This window comes from Amycolatopsis sp. NBC_00345, assembly GCF_036116635.1.
Classification (GTDB): Bacteria; Actinomycetota; Actinomycetes; order Mycobacteriales; family Pseudonocardiaceae; genus Amycolatopsis.
Genome location: NZ_CP107995.1, coordinates 1981508 through 2001637 on the forward strand (window position 1 = coordinate 1981508; position 20130 = coordinate 2001637).

Genomic DNA, 20130 nt, shown 5'->3' on the forward strand with positions numbered 1-20130 from the left:
AGGCGGGCCACGGCGTAACAGCGCGGCCGCGCCGCCCTACTCATGAGGTGAGTGGGGAGGTGCGCGATGAGCACCCGGCTTGAGGATGCCGAAACCGATCTGCGCCGCTTCGACGGTGCCGCCGCGTTGTCGAATTTCGATGAAGCGCTCCGGGACAACGCGAAGGACGTGCGTGCGTCGGCCGGACGTGTGCGCGCGTTGTGGATGCTCCGGCGCTGGGACGAGGCCCGCGCCCAGCTCGCGCTGCTCGATGAGCGGGATGACATCCAGGTGGCACTCGTGCGTGGTCTGGTCGCGCTCGGGCAGCCGGACGACCCGTCGTACCTCTCGGTCGACTGCGGATCCGCCGAGCGGGACGACGAAGCGGCCATCGAGGCGTTCAGGAGCGCAGTCGGGCTGGACGAATCTTCGGGGGAGGCGCTGGCCGGCCTCGCCGCGGCCTACCGGATGTCGGGGCAGCTCGGGAAGGCCGAGGAAGTCCTGCGTGACGCGCGGCCAAGTCTGCGTTCCTCGGCGCCGGTGCTGGTGGAAAGCGCGATGGGCAAGCTGGAACGGGACGACCTGCCGGGCGCGGAGGCCGACATCGAGCTGGCCATCGAGGACGATCCCGGGTGCCTGCAGGCGGAAGTGCTCCGGATCGAAGTGGCGCGGCAGGCCGACGACAACACCGAAACGCTGGTCGCCCTGACCGAAGCGCTGGTGAACCGGCGGCCCGGCCCGACCGCCGTCGTCCTCGAACTCCACGGCTGGGCGCTGCTCGACCGGGCGGAGGCGACCAACGACCGCGAGTTGCGTGAGCGGGCCGTCGAGGTGTTCGCCCGCTCGGAGGAGGCCGGGCCCGTCCTGCCGGGGGCGGTCAACGGGCGGACCCTGATCCACTTGGGCCGCAGCCGGTTCGAGAAGGCACTGGAAGTCGTCGACGCGGCGATCGCCCGTGAGCCGACCAGTCCGCAGCTGTACCTGAGCCGCGCGGAGATCCTGGCCGCGGCGGGCGAACCGCCCCGGACGCGGCTCGATACCTACCGCCTGGTGCTGGACCGGGATCCGCGCGACCTCAGCGCCCGGATCGCCCAGGTGCGCGCCTTGCTCAGTCTGCGGCGGATCGAAGAGGCGGAGGGAATCGTCGCCGTCCTGCGCCGGGAGCTGCCCGGCAATCGCCGGGTCGACGCGGCCGCGTCGTGGCTCCAGGAACCGTGGCAGCTGCCCGAATCGCGCACGATCGAAATGAACATCGACCGGCCGTGGGAGAACCGGAAGGACGATCCGGAACAGGTGCTGGACCTGCTCACCAACGAGGTGTGCGTGAAACTCGGGCTGGCGCGGCCGGTCGCGAGCCGGCTGCGTGAGCGCGTCGCGGAGGACGGCAAGGCGCTGCTGCAGCGCGCGTTCGAAGAGGAACAGGAGTACTTGCACGCCCGGGACCGGTTCGAGGCCAGGACGGTACGCGCCCGCAAGGGGGTCGTGTGGCGTCTCCTCGGCGCGGTGCTGTTCGAGTCGGCGCTGGTGTTCGCGGCGCTCGCGATCGCTCTGCTCGTGTGGCTGGCCGGCGGGCGGGCCGACCCGTTTTCGGGCTGGCGGCTGGGTTTGACGGCCGGTCTCCCGGCGGTGTTCCTCGCGATCGCCGTGCCGAACCGGAGAGGCAAGCTGCCCGTCGACCTCGACCTCGCTCTCGCGGGCCTCGGTGGTGCCGCGGTGCTGGCCGCTTCGGTATGGCTGGGCATCCTGCGGCTCGGCGCCGTTTTCGGCAGCTTGGCCGGCGTCGGCGTGACGCTCGCCGTCATCGGGACGGTTCTGGGTGGCTACCGGCTCCGCAACCGGTTCGCGAAACCGAGTGTGCGCGCTCCGCAGGGCGCGTTCGACCGATGGCTGGACAGTATCTACGGCAACGGGTTGCTGCCCTTGGCGATCGGGGCGCGGGCCAGCCTCAAGCGCGTCTACCGGACCTGCCTGCCGGTACTGGACGGGACGTACTCCGACGTGCCGGTGGAGATCGACACACCGGCCTCGGGTGAGTTGCGGCGGCTGCTCAAGCAACGCAGCAAAGGGAGTTTCGCGCTGGCGGGGCCCCGCGGGGTGGGCAAGTCGACGCTGCTCGAGCGGTGGTGCGCCGGGCAGTTCCTGCGGGACACGGGACCGGCGTCACAGGTGCGCCGAGACCTCACCATCAAGGTGGACGCCCCGGTCGGCTACCAGTCGAAGGAATTCCTGATCCACTTGTTCGGCAAGCTGTGCGACGAAGTCGAGAAGTACGTACCCACCTTGGAACGAGCGGAGAACCTGCCGATCGAGCCGGCCTCGCCGCGGCTGTCCCGGCTGACGAGCCCGGGCCGCCGCGACGGCGGCGTCCGGCCCGCCGCCCTGGTTTCCCGGGCGAAGGAAGAGCGGGAGAAGATCCGCTTTCTGCAGAGCCACACCAAGGAAGGGGAGTTCTCGCTGGGGCTCGCCCCGATGACGGGCGCGAGTATCGGGTACAAGGCCAAGGGCACCGTGCGCCGGGACGATGTGCCGCTCAACCACCCCGAGCTGGTCGACCGGTTCCGCGACTTCCTCGGCCAGACCGCGCAGCTGGTCGCGGAACTCGGCTCCAAGGTGCTGATCGGCATCGACGAGCTGGACCGGATCAGCGACGGCGAAGGGGCGCAACGCTTCCTGAACGAGCTGAAGGCGGTCTTCAACGTGCCCAACTGCTATTTCCTGGTGTCGGTTTCGGAGGACGCGCTCGCGGAGTTCGAACTCGCGGCGATGGGGATGCGGACGGTGCTCGACAGCGCCTTCGACACGATCGTGCGGGTCGACTACTTTTCCTTCGAGCAGGCCAGATCGCTGCTCAACCGGCGGATCCGGGACCTGCCCGAGCAGTTCGCCGCGCTGGCGTACGTCTTCTCCGGCGGGCTCGCCCGGGAGCTGGCCCGGACGGCGGAGACGATCGCGGGCGACTGCGAGTCCGAGCAGCAGCTGGCCGCCGTCACCCGGCACCTCGTGCAGCGCCAGCTCGATCGCACCACCCGCGCCGCGATGGACCGGGTCAGCCGGTCGCCCGACCGCCGCGCCGGCGCCGCCCTCATCCCGTTGCTCGACGAGCGCCCGGTCGGTGAGCTGACCAGCCGGATCCTGCGGGCCTACGCCGCGAAGGTGGCCGACGCCGGGCCCGACCGGGCGGACCCCGAGGTGCTCGCCGGGGTGCGGCTCGACGTCGTCGCGATGGTGGAGTACCTCGCCGTGGTCCAGGACATCTTCGACGGGCGGCTGATCGAGGACCGGATGGCCGCCGGGCTGGAACGGGGCCTCGGCGCGTTCGAGAACCTCGCCCGGGTCCGCCGCTATCTCGGGGCGAACTCCTCCGGCGCGCGGGAGCTGCTGCGCGGGTTCTGCGGGGCCTGGGGCATCGCCGGAGCCGCGCCGGCGCCGCCGTCGCGAATCTGCGTGTTGCCGCCGCGGCGGAACGGCGACGCGCGCGGTTCGGCGCGCCTGGGACTGCACCACACGAACGGGACCCGCCCGTAGCCGGGGTCAGACCACCATCCAGGACAGGACCGAGGTCTGGAGCCAGGCGAGGAGGCAGAACAGCACGAGCAGGCCGAGGCTCCAGCCGATCACCTTGCGCAGGATGTCACCCTCCTTTCCGGACAGCCCGACGGCGCCGGCGGCGATCGCCAGGTTCTGCATGGCGTCCGCCTTCCCCTGGACGCCACCGGTGCTGTTGCTGGCGGCCATGAGCAGCGGCGAGATGCCGATCCGGTGCGCGGCCGCCGTCTGCATGGCGCCGAACAGGGCGTTGGACGACGTGTCGGAGCCGGTGAGGGCGACGCCGAACCAGCCGAGGAAGCCGGACAGCAGGGCGAAGGCGCTGCCGATCCCGGCCAGCCAGGTGCCCAGGGAGACGGCCATGCCGGAGAGGCTCATGACGTAGGACAGCGCCAGCACGCAGGCGATGGTGAGGACGGCCCACCGGATCTGGTGGAACGCCTGGCCGAAGCAGCGCACGGCCCGGGGCAGGGGCACGCGCAGAATGAGCGCGGTGAGCATCCCGGTCAGCAGGAGCATGGTGCCCGCGGCGCCCAGCCACCCCAGGTCGTAGGTCGCCGCGCTCACCGGCTGCCCGGACGCGGTGCCGACGTGCAGACCGGGCCAGGGGAAGGAGACCGCCTGTCCCTGGACGAAACGCTGGACCGGGCCGTGGACGGAGACCAGTCCGAAAAGGACGGTGAGCAGCGCGTAGGGGGAGAACGCCTTGAGGACGTCACGCCGGGAATCCGGGGGAGGCGCCGCCTCGGGTTCGCTGGTGCTGCTTCCGGTCGTGGCGGTTCCCCCGTCGTAGGCCATCGCCGGTGACGTCCGTTCGGAGACGGCCGGGGACCAGAATCGCAGCAGTACCACCACGGCGGCGGTCGACACCACCGCCCCGACGAGATCGGTGAGCTGGTAGGCGAAGAAGTTGGAGCAGAGGTACTGGCCCACACCGAAACCCAGCCCGGCGGCCAGCGCGGCGGGCCAGACCTCGCGCAGGCCGCGGCGCCCGTCGAGGATCAGCAGCAGGACTAGCGGGACCAGGGCGGCGATGATGGCGGACTGGCGGCCGACCATCATGCCGAGTTCGTGTTCGGGCAATGACGTCGCCTTGGCGAGTGCCTGGATGGGGTTGCCCACCGAGCCGAAGGCCGCGGGCGCGGTGTTGGCGAATGTGGCGACCACCGCCGCCTTGAGCGGTTTCAATCCCAGGGTGAGCAGGATGAGCGAGGTGATCGCGATGGGGGTGCCGAATCCGGACAGCGATTCGAGCATCGCGCCGAAACAGTAGGCGATGAGGATGGCCTGGATCCGTTTGTCCCCGGACAGCGACGTGAAAGTGCGCCCGATGATGTCGAAATGCCCGCTGGCGCGCTGGAGTTTGTTGATCCACACCGCGTTGAGCACGATCCAGACGATGGGGAACAGCCCGAAAGCCGCGCCCTCCAAGGCACTGTCCGCGGCCTGTCCCGCCGGCATGTGGTAGACGGTGACCGCGATGAGGAGCGCGGCGGCGAGGCCGATGAGCGCCGCCCAATGCGATTTCACCCGCAGGACACCGAGAAGGACGAGCAGGACAATGAGGGGGAGCGCGGCGACGAGCGCGGTGAGCGCGGGATTTCCCAGTGGGTCCGGTATTTGACGGTACACGGATGAGTCTCGCTTTCTCGGTCGACGATGACCGTGGGCAAGAACGCTCGATCCTCGAGAGGATGAGCGGCTCCAGATTTCCGTGATATGGAATTCCGTGATGTGGAAGAGTATTTCCACTGACCGGTCAAATATGGGCGCGTTTCGGGCCTGTCGTCAAGAGGCAATCAGGGTGGCGCTGACCTGTGCCGCGGTGGCGCGCACCAGAACGCCGTACTCGGCGGCGAGTTCGTCGGTCATCCGGCTCGTCGGCATGTTGACGCTGATGCTCGCGACGGGCAGTCCGGCGTCGCCGATCACGGCCGCCGCGACGGCGGAGACGTCGGACCGCCACTCGCCACTGTTGGCCGCGTAACCACGGGTCCTGGTGGTGTCCAATTCGGCGCGCAGCCGGTCCGGGTCGTCGATGGTCGTGCCGGTGAACCGCGGCAGGCCTGTGGCGATGTACTCCTCGATCGCGGATTCGGGGCTGGCGGCGAGCACGGCTTTGCCGTTGGCCGAAGCGTGAAGCGGCAGATTCATCCCGAGCTGCATGAAGATCCGGACCGGTTTGGACGTTTCGAGCCGCTCGATCAAGACCATGTGGTCGAGGTTTTCGGGCACCGTCAGGTGAATCGTCTCGTCGGTGCGGCGGCGGAGTTCTTCCATGGCCGGCACGGCGACGTCGCGCAGGCTCAGCTCGCCGCTGGCGTGCCGGCCCACGTGCAGGGCTTTGGTCGTGACGACCCAGTTCGTGGACCCGCCGCCGACCTGCCGGATCCAGCCGGCGGTCTGCAGGGTGATCAGCGCGCGCTGGGCCGAACTCTTGGGAATGTCCAGTGCCCGCGCCAGATGCGCGACGCCGATCGGCTGACGGGCTGCGACCTCCTCAAGCACGCGCAGCGCATTCAGGACGCTCTGCATCCGTTGACTCCCTCTCCGGCCGGGGGTTATGGTCCGCTGTGTCGTCACACGGTACACGTGCCATGATACGGCACAACTGGAGGAATTCGAACCCCATGACCACTCACGCCGGTCGTCACTTCCTGCAGATCCCCGGACCGACCAACGTCCCCGACCGAGTGCTGCGCGCGATGTCGGCGCCGACGATCGACCACCGCGGGCCCGAGTTCTCGGCCCTCGCGCGCCACGTCCTCGATGCGGTGCGGCCCGTGTTCGGGACAACCGGGCCGGTCGTGATCTACCCCGCGTCCGGCACCGGCGCGTGGGAAGCGGCCCTGGTGAACACCCTGGGCCCGGGCGATCGAGTGCTGTGCTTCGAGACCGGCCATTTCGCCACCCTGTGGCAGGAAATGGCCCGTGGACTCGGCTTCACCGTCGACTTCGTGCCCGGCGACTGGCGGCACGGGGTTGATCCCACGGCGGTCGAGGAGCAGCTGGCCGCCGATACCGCCCATTCGATCAAGGCCGTCTGCGTCGTCCACAACGAGACATCGACGGGCGTCACCAGCCGCATCGCCGAGATCCGGCGGGCGATCGACGCGGCCGGTCACCCGGCACTCCTGCTGGTCGACACGATCTCCTCGCTCGGCTCCATCGACTACCGCCATGACGAGTGGGGAGTCGACGTGACGGTGGCCGGATCCCAGAAAGGGCTGATGCTGCCGCCGGGACTGAGCTTCAACGCCGTCAGCGCGAAGGCACTCGAGGCGTCACGGGCGACGTCCCACGCCAAGTCGTTCTGGGCTTGGGGACCGATGATCGAGGCCAACCAGCGCGGGTTCTTCCCGTACACCCCGGCCACGAACCTGCTCTACGGGCTCGCCGAGGCGTTGGACATGCTGCAGGAAGAAGGCCTCCCACAGGTATTCGCCCGTCATGCCCGCCACGCGCGGGCGACCCGGGCCGCCGTGCGGGCCTGGGGCCTGGAAGTGCTGTGCGCCGACGAACGGGAGCACTCCGGCTCGCTCACGGCGGTGCTGATGCCGGAGGGGCACGATGCCGACCGGGTCCGCGCGATCATCCTGGACCGGTTCGACATGTCCTTGGGTGCCGGGCTGGGAAAGCTCGCCGGCCGGATCTTCCGGATCGGGCACCTCGGCCACTTCAACGACCTGGCGCTGGCCGGAACCCTGGCGGGCGTGCAGATGGGGCTCGAACTGGCCGGCGTGCCCGTGAACCCGGCCGGGCTCAACGCCGCATTGGACGTGCTGCGGCCCGCGTGATCCGCACCGTCCATTCCTGCACGCCTTCCGCTCGCGGTAAGGAGAACCGACAATGAGCGTGGATACCCAGCACCAGCCCGGAGAGGGCCTCGCGCACCCGGATCTGGAGCGCCGCCTGCGGCGTGACCTCGAGGGTGAAGTCGCTTTCGACGACTACTCGCGGCACCTGTTTTCCCGTGATGCCAGCATGTACTCCATCACTCCCGTCGGGGTGGTCTTCCCCCGGCACGCCGAAGACGTGGCTGCCGCGGTGCAGGCCGCCGCCGAGCACGGGGTGTCGCTGGTCCCGCGCGGCGCGGCGACGAGCCTCGCCGGGCAGACGGTGGGACCGGGGCTGGTCATGGATCTGTCGCGGCACCTGAACCGCATCGTCGACATCGATTCCGACGGGCGGACGGCGCTGGTCGAAGCCGGCGTCGTCCAGGATCAGCTGAACCGGGCCGCGGCACCGTCGAGCCTGATGTTCGGCCCCGACACCTCGACGAGCAACCGCGCCACGATCGGCGGGATGATCGGGAACAATTCGGCGGGCAGCGGATCGATCCGTTACGGCATGACGATCGATCACGTCCGGGAGCTCGACGTGGTGCTGGCCGACGGCGGGCAGGCCCGCCTGGCGCCGTGGGACGAGGCCGAATGGGCGCGTCGCGCGGCCCTGCCCACCTTGGAAGGCGAGATCTACCGGGGGCTCCCGGACCTCGTCCGCGCGAACTCCGCCGCCATCGCCGAGGGGTTCCCGCGGTTCTGGCGCCGGGCCGGCGGCTATCGGCTGGACCGCGTCGCCGGGCAGGAACGGCCCAACCTGGCCAAGTTCGTCGTCGGCTCCGAAGGCACCCTCGTGGTGGCCACCCGCGCGCTGGTCGACCTCGTCCCCAAACCCCGCCGGACGGTGATCGCCGTCGGGCATTTCACCTCGACCGCCACCGCGATCGCGGCCACCGGGGACGCGATGGCGTGTGACCCGGCGGCGGTCGAGCTGATGGACCGGACCATCCTGGACCTCTCCCGCCAGAAGATCGAGTACGCCTCGCTCGGCCGGATTCTCTCCGGGGACCCGGGAGCCCTGTTGTTCGTGACCTTCTCCGGCGACGACGAGGCGGCGCTGCTCGCCCAGCTGGACCAGCTCACGACGTTGTGGGCGGACCACGGCCACGGCTACCACACGCTCCGGGCCGTCACCCCGGACCAGCAAGGCGCGCTGATGAAGGTGCGCAAATCGAGCTTGGGCCTGCTGATGGCCGCGAGCGAGGGCACCCGGCGCCCGCTGGCGTTCGTCGAGGACACCGCCGTGGATCCCGTGCACCTGCCCGAATACACGCGGCGTTTCCAGGAAGTGCTGGACCGCCACGGACTCACCGCCGGCTTCTACGGCCACTGCTCGGTCGGCTGCCTGCACATCCGGCCGTTTGTGGACCTCGGCGACCCGGCGCAGGTCACGACGATGCGGGTGGTGGCCGAGGAGATCAAGGACCTGGTCCGGGAGTACGGCGGGGCCAACTCCAGCGAGCACGGCGACGGGCTGGCCCGCAGCGAGTTCAACCGGGAACTGTTCGGAGACGGGCTGTACGAGGCCATGCGGCAGGTCAAGCACCTCTTCGACCCCGGCAACCGGCTGAACCCCGGCAAGATCGTGGACGCCCGGCCGATGACCGAAAACCTGAGGGACGCGGCGCTGCCGCCCGCCCCGCCGTTTCGCACGCGGCTGGACTTCGAGGTCGTCGGCGGCATGCGCGGCGCCGCGGACCGGTGCATGAACATCGGGGTCTGCCGCAAGACCGACACCGGGGCCATGTGCCCGTCCTACATGGCGACACGGCAGGAGGAGGATTCGACCCGCGGGCGCGCCAACGCCCTGGTCAAGGCGCTGTCGGAACCGGACCCCGGGGCGGCGCTCGGTGACGAGCGGTTGCACGAGGTGCTGGACCTGTGCCTGATGTGCAAGGCGTGCAAGAGCGAATGCCCGCTGGGCGTGGACATCGCCACCCTCAAGAGCGAAACGCTCTCGCACTACAACGACGCCCACGGGGTGCCGCTGCGATCCAGGATCTTCGGCTCCATCGGGTTCCTCAACAAACTGGGCTCGGCGACGGCGCCGCTGTCCAACCTGCCAGGACGGCTGAAACCGTTGCGCCGCTTGGCGGACCGCCTGCTGGGCATCGCGCCGGCCCGGCCGTTGCCGCAGTTCGAACGACGTAACCTCCGCCGATGGTTCCGCCGCCGCGCCGCCGCGCCGGCGTCGACTCCCTTGGGACAGCTGACCTTCCTCGCGGACTGCTTCACGACCTACACCGAGCCGGGCATCGGCCAGGCCGCGATCGAACTGCTCGAACAGGCGGGCTGGCAGGTCCGCCTGAGCGGGGACGGCTGTTGCGGCCGGTCCGCCCTGTCCAAAGGCTTGGTGGACAAGGCGAAGTCGAGTGCCCGCGAGCTGGCGCACGCCCTCACCGCCACCACGGAGCCGGATTCGCCGATCGTCGGCTGTGAACCGTCCTGCCTGATGACGTTGCGCGACGAACACCGGGCGCTGCTCCCGGATGATCCGAAGGTGACCGACATTTCCGGACGGGTGCGTCAGGTCGAAGAGCTACTGGCCACAGCGATCAAAGAGGGACGGTTGCCGCTGCGCGAGGACTCGTGGCTGGCGGGCCGCAGGCTGCTGTACCACGGGCATTGCCACCAGAAGGCCGAAGTCGGCACCGCCGCGACCGTGGGCCTGCTCAAGCTCATCCCCGGCGTCGAGGTGGAGGAAGTCGACGCCGGCTGCTGCGGAATGGCGGGCTCGTTCGGTTTCGAGTCCGAGCACTACGAGGTGTCCATGACCGTGGGCAGCGACCGGCTCTTCCCCGCCGTCGCCGCGGAACCCGATTCGACCGTCGTCGTCGCGTCCGGTGTCTCGTGCCGGCAGCAGATCTTCCACGGCGCCGAGCGTGACGCGTGGCATCCCGTGCAGCTGATCCGGGAGGCGATGGCCCGGCCGGAACCGCGGCAGTAGCGACGGCGGGGGAGTCGTGCGCATCGTCAGGTACCAGTGGGGACAGCACACGGCGGCCGGCGCGGTGGTCGGTGAGTACGTCCACGAACTGGCCGCCGGGCCGGACCGTCGGCCGGGGCGGCGGATCGCGCCGCTCGACGAGGTGAGCCTGCTCGCGCCGTGTGAGCCGCGGACGATCGTCTGCGCGGGCAGCAACTACGGCAGTCAGGTCCGGGAGAAGGACCGGCCCTGGCCGAGCCGGCCGGCCCTGTTCCTCAAGGCGCCGAACGCCGTGGTCGGCCCAAGGGCGGCGATCGTGCGCCCGGCGGAGGTGACGCGGCTGGAGTACGAGGGCGAGCTCGCGGTCGTCATCGGCCGCACGGCGCGTAACGTCCCCGAGCCGTCCTATGGCGATTACGTGCTGGGCTACACCTGTGTCAACGATGTGACCGCGGCCGAGTGGCGTGCTGACGGGCAATGGGCGCGGGCCAAGAGCGCGGACACCTTCTGCCCGCTCGGCCCGTGGATCGAAACCGAGATCCCCGACCCCGGGGCGCTCCGGTTGCGTACTCAGGTCAACGGCGTGACAGTCCAGGACGCCTCGACGAGCGAGATGATCTTCGGCGTCGGCGCCCTCGTCGCCTACGTCACCCAGTGGTTCACGCTGCGCCCGGGCGACGTGCTCCTCACCGGCAGCCCGTCCGGCGTCGGCCCCCTGAACCCGGGAGACGAGGTCGGCGTCGAGATCAGCGGGGTGGGAACGTTGTCAAACCCGGTAATCCAAGGGGGATCGGGCGCTGTCGGCTGATCGGGTGGCATTTCCCCACCGGCTTCAGGCCTACCGGGTCAGTCGTTGACAACCTGAGTCCGGCGACTCAAGCTTCGGAAGAAGTCGCATGAGAAATGGATTTCTCAGGAGGCGCAATGGCAGCGCACGGCCCCGGCCAACTGAGTGGTCGACAGTTTCTCGCCCCGGCTGACAAGCGGATCAGCACAGCCGACATCGCCGCGCTCTACCAGCGTGGCGCCCCGACCTCCTGTACCGGCACGGAATTGCGCTACATCGGGATGCCGATCGGCGGCGGTGCCTGCGGCCAGGTGTACCTCGGCGGCGACGGCAAGCTCTGGTACTGGGATGTTTCGAACGCGCCGGCCTCGCCGTGGGACAACTGCGGCGGGCCGGCCTATGCCGACCCGAACCTGCAGTTCTCCCCGTTCGGCAACGGTTTCGTGTTGCGTACCACCGCGCACGGCGCCAGCACGGCGCGGGCCGTCGACGCGACCGGATTCGCCGAGGTGACCTTCACCGGGCAATACCCACTCGGCCAGGTGGACTATCGCGATCGCGGTTGCCCGGTCTCGATGCACCTGGATGCCTTCGCCCCGTTCATCCCGGGCGAGGCGGACGATTCCACGCTCCCGGCCACCGTGGCCGCCTACACCCTGACCAATACCTCCGATTCCCGGGTCGTCGCCGAGCTGACCGGCTGGGCGGAGAACCCGGTGGCGTTGCGGGCCCGGACCGGAACGCCGATCACGTTGTCCAGCAACGAGATCGACGGTGCCGGTTATCGCGGCGTGCAGTTCACCGCCGCGAACGAGCCGGTGACCAGCACCCGGCCGGACATTCTCTTCGAGAGCTGGGAAAACCCCGGCTACCCCGGCTGGACGGTCACCGGCACCGCGTTCGGCTCGGGGCCGGTCCAGGTCAGCGCCGTACCCGACTACATGCTGCGCTTCGGCAACCTCAACGCGCAGGGCCCGCAGTTCGTCACCTCGCACGACTTCATCACCGCGGCCGGCGACGCGACCCTGGCCGACAGTTACGTCGGCACGCTGACCAGCGCCACGTTCACGGTGTCCCGCCGCTACGTCGCGGCCTGGGTCGGCGGCGGCAACGACCCCGCCGCGACCGCGTTGAAGGTCGTGGTGGACGGCCAGGTGGTCGGCGCGCTCGCCGGGGACGACACCGAGCCGATGCACCTGCGGTACCTCGATCTCCTTCGCTACCAGGGCAAGTCCGCGCAGATCAGCATCGTCGACTCGGCCACCGGCGGCTGGGGGCACGTCAACGTCAGCAACATCAGCTTCACCGACGTGCCGGCGAGCGTCCCGCCGATCGGCACCCTGCCCGACGGCGGCACGCAGAGCATCTCGGCGGTGCTCGGCGACGGTCTGCCCGGCGCCGCGTCGGCGGCACTCGGCGACATCACCGTCAGACCCTCGATCGCGGACTGGAGCAGCCCCACCGCGATCGCCACCTCGGGACCCGGACCGGCGAGCATCGACGGCGCGCTCGGCACGATCACCGGCGCGGTCACCGCGCGGTTCGCCCTGGCGCCCGGCGAGAGCCGCAGCGTCCGGTTCGTGCTCGCCTGGTATTTCCCGGTACCGGACCGGAACGCCCTGTCCTTCCTCACCGATATCGGCACCCTGCAACGGCATTACGCGAGTTCCTTCGCCTCGGCGCAGAGCGTGACCGCCTATCTGGCCGCCAACCTGGTCCGGCTGGAGACGGCGACCCGGCTGTGGGTGCGCACCTGGTACGACGACGCCACGCTGCCGCACTGGCTGCTGGAACGGACCCTGCACACCGCGGCGACGCTGGCCACCAACGTCGCGCTGCGCCTGTCCGACGGCCGGTTCTACGCCTGGGAGGGCGTCAACTGCGCGCCGGGCACCTGCGAACACGTCTGGAGTTACGCGCACAGCATCGCCCGGCTGTTCCCCACGCTGGAACGCGACACCCGGCAGCGGGTCGACCTCGGCATCGGCTTCCACCCGGACACCGGGGAGATCGGCAACCGCGCCGAGGCCGACCGGGCCTGGGCCACCGACGGCCAGTGCGGCACGATCCTGCGGATCTACCGGGAGCACCAGCTGGCCCCGGACAACGGTTTCCTGCAGGCCAACTGGCCGAGGATCAAGCAGGCGATCACCTGGGTGATCAGCAAGGACACCAAGCACAACGGGACGCTGGCCGGCGCGCAGCCCAATACACTGGACGCGATCTGGTACGGCGAGATCGCCTGGCTGACCGGGATGTACGACGCCGCCCTGTATGCCGGTGCCGCGATGGCGGCCGAGATGGGCGACACCGCGTTCGCGCAGACCTGCACCGGGCTGGCGCGGTCCGGGATCTCCTCGATCGCCACCGAGCTGTGGAACGGCGAGTACTTCATCCAGCTGATCGACCCGGCCGCGCCGGACGCGCCCAATTCCAATGCCGGCTGCCACATCGACCAGATGCTCGGCCAGAACGCCGCCTGGCAGCTCGGCCTGCCGAGGATCTTCGACCCGGCGCAGGCGAGCACGGCGCTGGCCAGTATCTACCGGTACAACTTCGTGCTCGACCCGGCCGCGTACCGGGAAGCGAACACCGCGATCCCCGGCGGCCGCTGGTACGCCATGGCCGGCGAGCCCGCGATGATCATGACCACCTTCCCGCACGGCGGTGCCGGAGAGGCCAACGGCAACCCGCCGGCCGGGGTCGCCATGTACTTCAACGAATCCTGGACCGGCCAGGAGTACCAGCTCGCCGCGCAGATGATCTACGAGGGTATGGTGGACGAGGGCCTGATCGTCACCCGCGCGGTGCACAACCGGTATTCGCCGGCGAAACGCAACCCGTACAACGAGATCGAATGCAGCGGGCACTACTCGCGGGCGATGGCCGGGTACAGCGTTTTCCTCGCCGCCTGCGGGTTTTCCTGTCACGGGCCGCAGGGCAAGCTCACCTTCGCCCCGAGGATCGGCCCGGAGGACTTCGCCGCCGCGTTCACCGCGGCCGGCGGCTGGGGCCTGCTCCGGCAGCGACGCACGGCCCGGCACCAGGTTTCCTCGGTCGAGGTGCGCTACGGCGAGGTCCGGCTGGCCGAGCTCCAGTTGCAGCTGCCGGCCGCGCCCGCGAGCAGTCCGCGGGTTCGGCTGCAGCTCGACCGCCGGGAACTGCCGGCGCCGGAGGTCACCGTGACCGGCGACCTGATCACCATCGGTCTCGCCACCCCGGTCACGCTACCGGCCGGCGCGACGCTCACGGCCACCGTTTCCCTTGGCTGAAAGCTCGTGAGTGTTTATGACGGTTAGAACCGTTCTAAACACTCACGAGTCTTGGCAGTAGCGCTGGTGATCTGGTTCAGGTGAGTCACGGTGACGGGCGGGATCAGCAGCACGTCCACGCTTTCGGGGGCCGAGTGCAGATCCACCACCACGTAGTCGGGGCCGAGCTGAGCGGACAGCGTTGTCCGGGCCGACTCCGACAGCTTCATCGCGGTGGCCACGAGTGTCACGTTCTCTTCGGCGAATGACGAGCGTCCGGCGGTCCCGCCGTTTCGGCTGCCCGGGTCACTGATTCCGGAGTGGAACGTGCTGGGTGCGCCGGAAATCGTGGCGATCGTGGTGCCATCGCTGACGATGCGCAGGTCCTCGTCCGGGCCGAGCGTGCGGACGAGCGCCAGAACGTCCTCGGGCAGGCGGTCGGCGTCGATCCACCGCGCGGGTTGATGTCCCGTCATCTGGCCCGGACCAGGCAGAGAGTGTCGTCCCCCAGCGGATTCCTCATGGGAACCGATGCTCTCACATCAGCCGGACTACCGGTCGGCGTCTTCCGGCGCGCCGTCGAGCGTCCAACCGCGGAGGCTGCCGCAGTACGCCGCGACGAGGCGACGGCTGAGCTGGGCTTCCGAGAGGCCGACGGTGTCCTTGAGGTCGAAGATCTCGCGGGGGTCGAACAGGATGTTCCAGAGGAAATGGCCTTCGTCGCCGGGGGCCGGGAGGCCGAGTTCTTCGGCGGCCTCGGCGATGGGACGGGCGAGCGCGTCGGCCTGGACCGTGAGGTAGTGCGCGCCGGACCGGAGCCGGGCCAGATAGCCTTCGCCGGAACGGGTGTGGACCATCGCCCGGCCGTGCTTGACGACCAGGCGCACCCACTCGCGGCTCACCTCGTCGAGCAGGGTGATGCCGTGGCTTTCGGCCCGCTGGCTGAACGTGAGCAACCGCAGGCCGACGTCGAACCGGTACTCCGCGAGGATTTCCTCGACCGAGCCGAAGTGCCGGTACGCGGTGGCGGCCGCGACTTCGGCGCGTTCGGCGACGTCGGCCATCTTCACGGCGGTGCCGTGCCGGCCGGCCAGGAAGGCCGCCGCCTTGACCAGCCGCCGCCGGTTTCGTTCCGTGTCACTGCGCACGACCCGGTCCGCTCCTCACTTCGGAATGGGGACGATCTTACGAGCCGCGCAGGGCGGCGAGTCCCTCGCCCAGTCGGGCGACCCCGGTTTTGATGGCTTCTTCGCTCGCCGCGTAGGAGAGACGCAAGTGGTACTCGCCGTGCGCGCCGAACTCGGCGCCCGGCCGGACCGCCACGCCGAACTCCGTGAGCTTGGCGACGAGGTCCGTGGACGGGAGGTCCAGGTCGTACCGCGGGAATTGGTAGAACGCGCCTTCGGGCGCGCTCAGCGTGAGGCCCGGGATCGCGGCGAGCCGCTCGCTCATGATCTGGCGGCGCCGCTCGTACGCGGCCCGCATCCGGGCGATGTCGGCGTCGCCGGTCCGCACCGCGGCGAGCGCGGCGTCCTGGACGAACGTGTTCACCGAACCGTTGAAGGTGTTGTGGATCCGCGCCGTCGCCCGGATGAGCGGCGACGGGCCCCACAGGTAGCCGACGCGCCAGCCGGTCATCGCGTAGCTCTTGGAGAAGGTCTGGCAGTAGAGCGTCCGGTCGCGCAGGCCGTCGATCGAGATCGCCGAGGTGAAGGGGCGGCCGGTGTAGTCGAGGTCGGCGTAGGCCTCGTCGGAGATCACGAGGGTGGGCGTGCCGTCGAGCAGCCCGGCGAGCGCTTCCAGCTCGGCGCGGCTGTGCACGATTCCGGTCGGGTTGCCCGGGTTGCAGAATACGAAGAGCTTCGCGCCGGCGAGGGCGTCGCCGAGCCGGTCGAGGTCCCAGTGCAGGTCGTCCGCGAGCGGCACGGGAACGACCACTCCGCCGGCCATGCTGACCAGGTCGGCGTAGAGCGAGTAGGTGGGATCGGGGATCACGACCCGGTCACCGGGGTCGACGATGCCGAGGATCGACGCGGCGAGGCCGGCGGTGCCGCCCTGCGTGACCAGGATGTCGGCGGCCGAAACCGGAGCCTCGGCGATCTTGGAAAGCTTGTCGGCGAGCGCTTCCCGGAGTGCGACCTCCCCGAGCAGCGGCGAATAGTGGGTGCGCCCCGCGCGCAGCGAGGCGGCGGCGGCCTCGGTCACCTGCTCCGGGGTGTCGAAGTTGGGTTCGCCCATGGCGAGCGACACGAGGTCGCCGGACGACTGCGGTTGCTGCTTGCGGCGGGAGGCCGCGACGATCCGGGTCACGGCTTCGGCGGGGGCGAACTCGGGCAGCAGGGTGAGGGTCACGCGGTTCTCCTGGGCTGGTTCAGTTGCGGGGCGCGGACGGGGCCGGAGCGCCCGTCCAGCGGCTGATCTCAAGGTCGGCCGAGGTGTCGCGCTGCCGGGTCGGGGCGACGACGATCTCCTGGAGGACCACCCGCTGGGGCAAGGTGACCGCGAGGCGGATCGCCTCCGCCACGTCGACCGGTTGCACCATGTGGGCACGTTCCTCGGCCGCCGGCGGCCGGGCGCGGTGATCGAGGATCGGGGTGTCCGCCTCGCCCGGCAGCACGGTGATGGCTCGCAGGCCCTGGCCGCGGAAAGTGTTGTGCAGGAACGTCATGAAGTTGCGGACGCCGGCCTTGGCCGCACCGTAAGCGGCGCCGCCGAGCAGGTTGGGATTGACCGCGGCGAGCGACGAGACGGTGACGATCGTCCCGGCGCCGCGGTCCAGCATGCCGGGCAGCACGGCCTGGGTCAGCTGGAAGACCGCGGTGAGGTTCACCTCCAGGACCTGCCGCCATTCGTCGTGCGGCAGCCACTGGGGGTTGAGCACCGCCGACGCGCTCCCCGCGTTGTTGACGAGGACGTCAACGGGGCCGAGGTCCGCGTGCACCCGGGCGAGCGCGCGGGACACGTCGTCCGCGCTGGTGATGTCCGCGGCGATCGGGAGCGCGGTTCCGCCGTCGGCGCGGATCTGCGCCGCGACCTCGTCGAGCGCGTCCTGCCGCCGGCCGAGCAGCACGACGGCGGCGCCCTCGGCGGCGAGCAGCCGGGCGGTCTCCCGGCCCATGCCACTGCCGGCGCCGGTGATGAGAGCGGTCGTGCCGACCAGTTTCGTCACGCTCTTCCTCTCCGAACGAAGTGACTGTCTGTTCTCATTTGAGACTACGTTCTCAGTTAGTCGGGGGCAAGTGCGCGGCGGAGCCCCCAGGCGCCGAACACGTCGGCCGCGGCCCGTTCGAGCGTGCGCACCTCGGCTTCCCGCTGGGCGGACCGGCGGACGGAGGTCTCGCGGTCGATCCAGCGGAACCGCAGTTCCCGGCCCGGGCCGGCTTGGCCGAGCAGGGGGAGTGAAGTGCGCGCGGCGACGCCGATGATCGGGTAGCCCGCGGTCAGGCTCCGGTACCGGCCGAGGACGATGAGCTCGTCCGCGTGCGGGATTTCCAGCGCTCCGACGGGCACGCCGTGCGACGCGATCTCGGTCTCGCCCTCCGGGTGGCGGACCGGGCCGCCGAGCCGGAGGCCGACGTGGTTGGAGCGGTCGGTGACCACATAGGACGACTCCGCGATCAGCTCGCGGATGCCGGGAATCGCCGTGCTGCCATGGCTTTCCACGACGTCGACGAGCCAGGGCCCCTGGTCGAGTGGCAGCGTGGGGACGGGCAGCCGGAACACCGGCTGGTCGAACGACCGGAAGCCGCCGAACCCGGACTCGACCATCACTCGCGTCCCCGGGCGGAGAACCTGGCCGAAACCCATGCGGGCATCGGGGGCCGCGCTGCCGAGGAACGTTTCCGCGGCGATCGCGCCGTGAACGGCCAGATAGGTCCGGGTGCCGTGCCGCACGTCGTGGACCCGCAGCTCCTGCCCGGCGGGCACCACCACCGGGGCCCAGCCGCCGGCGGGCGCGCCGCCGACGGTGACCCGGGACGGTGCCCCGGTGACGGCGACCAGGACGTCGTGGTCGGGCACGAAAGCCAGCTCGCCGCCGAGGTTTTCCAGCAGTGTCGCGCCGCGGTGGTTGCCGGCGAGGAGGTTCGCGACGACCGCGGAGTGCTGGTCGGCCGCACCGCCGGTGGGGACGCCGAGCCGTTCGGTGTCGCGCCGCCCGAGGTCCTGGAACGTCGTGAGCCACCCGGTTTTCGTGATCTCGAGCGCCACGTCCGTCATGTGGGCACCGCCTTCGGGAGCAGGAAGCTGCCCTGCAGGGCCGTCGCTTCGGCCGGGCTGACGGGCACGAACCGCACGAGGTCGCCGGTGCCGAACGACACGGGTTCCGGGCGCGTGATGTCGACGATGGTGTGCGGCGTGCGGCCGACCACCCGCCAGCCGGTCGGGCCGGGGAACGGCTGGATGATCGCGTGGGTGCCGGCGATCATGACCGCCCCCGGGGCGACGTCCGTGCGCGGCTCGGCGCGGCGGCGCACCGGCCGGGGCATCCGCAGGCCGTCCATCATCGGCGCCATTGCCGCCCCCAGCAAGGAAACCGTGAAGACGGACTCCGCGATCGCCTCGACCACCTCGCCGGGAGCCAGGCCTGCTTCGTCGGCGACGGAGACGAGGTCGGGGCCCGTCTCGTCGTCGAAGACGACCGGGATGGCGAACTCGTGGACCAAGCGGCGCTGCCCGGCGTCATCGGTTGCGGGGGACTCGGCCAGCAGGCGCGCCGCGTATTCGACGTGCCGGGGCGAGGTTTCCAGCGGGTCGAACTCGATGAGCAGGGATTCGAGGCCGGAGACGACGTCGAGCACCCCCGGCGGCCGGCGCGCGAGGAACCGTTCGCGGAACGCGACGATCGCGGCCCGGCGGACCGCCTGATCGGCGTGCGGAACCGTCACCATCACCGCCGAGTCGCCGAACGGCTCGACGGTGATGGTGGTGGGCTGTGCGGTGGTCATCTCGGCGTCCGTGCGCGGCCTCAGCGGGCGGCCGCGGCTTTCGCCTTCTCGGTCAGGACGTCCCGCAGGCCGGTGACCCGGACCCCCGCCGCGTCGAGCGCGGTGCGCAACGACGTGCCGTTTTCGAGCACGGCGGGGTGATCGCCGTGCAGGAGCAGGACATCGGCGTCGTGGCCGAGCGGCACGACGTTCCCGTCGACCGAGCGCACCGTGCCCTCCCGCACGACCTGGACGGCGCGCTCGCCGATGAGCGCCGGATCGTGGATCAGGCCGCCGGGGTGCGAGCGGGCGACGGGCATGCCGTCGTCGCCGTACCCGCGGTCGGCGAGGAAGACGTAACCGACATCGAGGCCGCGCTTGCCGGCCTCCTGCGCGAGCAGCCCGCGCTGGCAGATCACGACGTAGTCCGGGTTGTAGGCGGCGACCGCGTCGGTGATGGCGCGGGCGTGCTTGGCGTCGGTCTGGGCGATCGAGCCCATGCGGCCGTGGGGCGCCACGTGGCTGATCGCCGCGCCGTGCACCTTCGCGAAGGCGTCGAGCGCCCCGAGCTGGTAGAGGACGTCCGTGCGGATCTCGTCTTCGGACGCCTCGATCAGCCGGCGGCCGAACCCGACGAGGTCCGGGTACCCGGGATGCGCGCCGAGCTCGATGCCGCGGGCGACGCAGTCGGCGACCGTCCGGTCCATGACGCGGGGGTCGCCCGCGTGGAAGCCGCACGCGATGTTCGACGCGGTGACGAGCCCGAGCAGGGCGTTGTCGTCGCCGATCGTGTAGTTGCCGAAGCTCTCACCGAGATCGGCGACGACGGCCACTGAAGTGGTTCCCATGGTGGTGTCTCCCGGGGTTGTGCGGT

At 70.4% G+C, this 20130-nt stretch carries 14 protein-coding genes; 5 read left to right on the forward strand and 9 right to left on the reverse strand.

Going from position 1 to position 20130, the window contains the following annotated elements:
- Positions 1-66 precede the first annotated feature (66 nt).
- Positions 67-3504, forward strand: coding sequence for a tetratricopeptide repeat protein (locus OG943_RS08775; protein WP_328609202.1), 3438 nt, complete (start codon positions 67-69; stop codon positions 3502-3504).
- A 6-nt stretch (positions 3505-3510) separates the two neighbouring features.
- Here OG943_RS08775 and OG943_RS08780 read toward each other — a convergent pair whose 3' ends face one another.
- Both OG943_RS08780 and OG943_RS08785 read right to left on the reverse strand, forming a co-directional pair.
- Positions 3511-5157, reverse strand: coding sequence for an L-lactate permease (locus OG943_RS08780; RefSeq protein WP_328609203.1), 1647 nt, complete (start codon positions 5155-5157; stop codon positions 3511-3513).
- A gap of 156 nt (positions 5158-5313) precedes the next feature.
- Positions 5314-6060 (reverse strand): IclR family transcriptional regulator, encoded by a 747-nt coding sequence (locus OG943_RS08785; protein ID WP_328609204.1) that lies wholly within the window; start codon positions 6058-6060, stop codon positions 5314-5316.
- Between the two features lie 95 nt (positions 6061-6155).
- Here OG943_RS08785 and OG943_RS08790 point away from each other — a divergent pair, with 95 nt between their 5' ends.
- The 4 genes from OG943_RS08790 (at position 6156) to OG943_RS08805 (ending at position 14352) form a co-directional block, all read left to right on the forward strand.
- Positions 6156-7322: a pyridoxal-phosphate-dependent aminotransferase family protein gene (locus tag OG943_RS08790; RefSeq protein ID WP_328609205.1), complete on the forward strand. Its 1167-nt coding sequence runs from the start codon at positions 6156-6158 to the stop codon at positions 7320-7322.
- Between the two features lie 52 nt (positions 7323-7374).
- Positions 7375-10314 (forward strand): FAD-binding and (Fe-S)-binding domain-containing protein, encoded by a 2940-nt coding sequence (locus OG943_RS08795; RefSeq protein WP_328609206.1) that lies wholly within the window; start codon positions 7375-7377, stop codon positions 10312-10314.
- Between the two features lie 16 nt (positions 10315-10330).
- Positions 10331-11101, forward strand: a complete 771-nt coding sequence (locus tag OG943_RS08800) for a fumarylacetoacetate hydrolase family protein (protein WP_328609207.1) — start codon at positions 10331-10333, stop codon at positions 11099-11101.
- Between the two features lie 116 nt (positions 11102-11217).
- Entirely contained in the window at positions 11218-14352 is a 3135-nt protein-coding gene (locus OG943_RS08805) for a GH116 family glycosyl hydrolase (RefSeq protein WP_328609208.1), read from the forward strand.
- A 23-nt stretch (positions 14353-14375) separates the two neighbouring features.
- Here the strand turns inward: OG943_RS08805 and OG943_RS08810 are convergent, their stop codons facing one another.
- The 7 genes from OG943_RS08810 to OG943_RS08840 form a co-directional block, all read right to left on the reverse strand.
- Complete coding sequence (locus OG943_RS08810; RefSeq protein WP_328609209.1) at positions 14376-14807, reverse strand: hypothetical protein; 432 nt, start codon at positions 14805-14807, stop codon at positions 14376-14378.
- Between the two features lie 75 nt (positions 14808-14882).
- Positions 14883-15479, reverse strand: a complete 597-nt coding sequence (locus OG943_RS08815; RefSeq protein WP_328609210.1) for a TetR family transcriptional regulator — start codon at positions 15477-15479, stop codon at positions 14883-14885.
- A 37-nt stretch (positions 15480-15516) separates the two neighbouring features.
- Positions 15517-16683, reverse strand: a complete 1167-nt coding sequence (locus OG943_RS08820; RefSeq protein WP_328609211.1) for a pyridoxal phosphate-dependent aminotransferase — start codon at positions 16681-16683, stop codon at positions 15517-15519.
- A 19-nt stretch (positions 16684-16702) separates the two neighbouring features.
- Positions 16703-17500, reverse strand: coding sequence for an SDR family oxidoreductase (locus OG943_RS08825; RefSeq protein WP_328609212.1), 798 nt, complete (start codon positions 17498-17500; stop codon positions 16703-16705).
- 56 nt (positions 17501-17556) lie between these two features.
- Complete coding sequence (locus OG943_RS08830) at positions 17557-18549, reverse strand: biotin-dependent carboxyltransferase family protein (protein WP_328609213.1); 993 nt, start codon at positions 18547-18549, stop codon at positions 17557-17559.
- Positions 18546-19277, reverse strand: coding sequence for a 5-oxoprolinase subunit B family protein (locus OG943_RS08835; protein ID WP_328609214.1), 732 nt, complete (start codon positions 19275-19277; stop codon positions 18546-18548). The genes OG943_RS08830 and OG943_RS08835 overlap by 4 nt, the downstream gene beginning before the upstream one ends.
- 20 nt (positions 19278-19297) lie before the next feature.
- Positions 19298-20104: a LamB/YcsF family protein gene (locus OG943_RS08840; RefSeq protein ID WP_328609215.1), complete on the reverse strand. Its 807-nt coding sequence runs from the start codon at positions 20102-20104 to the stop codon at positions 19298-19300.
- Positions 20105-20130 lie beyond the last annotated feature (26 nt).

What these genes read in the sequence shown, in the direction of transcription:
- OG943_RS08775 (WP_328609202.1), top strand. Translation starts at nt 67, where the DNA reads ATGAGCACCCGGCTTGAGGATGCCGAAACCGATCTGCGCCGCTTCGAC.
- OG943_RS08785 (WP_328609204.1), bottom strand. Translation starts at nt 6,060, where the DNA reads ATGCAGAGCGTCCTGAATGCGCTGCGCGTGCTTGAGGAGGTCGCAGCC.
- OG943_RS08790 (WP_328609205.1), top strand. Translation starts at nt 6,156, where the DNA reads ATGACCACTCACGCCGGTCGTCACTTCCTGCAGATCCCCGGACCGACC.
- OG943_RS08795 (WP_328609206.1), top strand. Translation starts at nt 7,375, where the DNA reads ATGAGCGTGGATACCCAGCACCAGCCCGGAGAGGGCCTCGCGCACCCG.
- OG943_RS08805 (WP_328609208.1), top strand. Translation starts at nt 11,218, where the DNA reads ATGGCAGCGCACGGCCCCGGCCAACTGAGTGGTCGACAGTTTCTCGCC.
- OG943_RS08810 (WP_328609209.1), bottom strand. Translation starts at nt 14,807, where the DNA reads ATGACGGGACATCAACCCGCGCGGTGGATCGACGCCGACCGCCTGCCC.
- OG943_RS08830 (WP_328609213.1), bottom strand. Translation starts at nt 18,549, where the DNA reads ATGACGGACGTGGCGCTCGAGATCACGAAAACCGGGTGGCTCACGACG.
- OG943_RS08835 (WP_328609214.1), bottom strand. Translation starts at nt 19,277, where the DNA reads ATGACCACCGCACAGCCCACCACCATCACCGTCGAGCCGTTCGGCGAC.
- OG943_RS08840 (WP_328609215.1), bottom strand. Translation starts at nt 20,104, where the DNA reads ATGGGAACCACTTCAGTGGCCGTCGTCGCCGATCTCGGTGAGAGCTTC.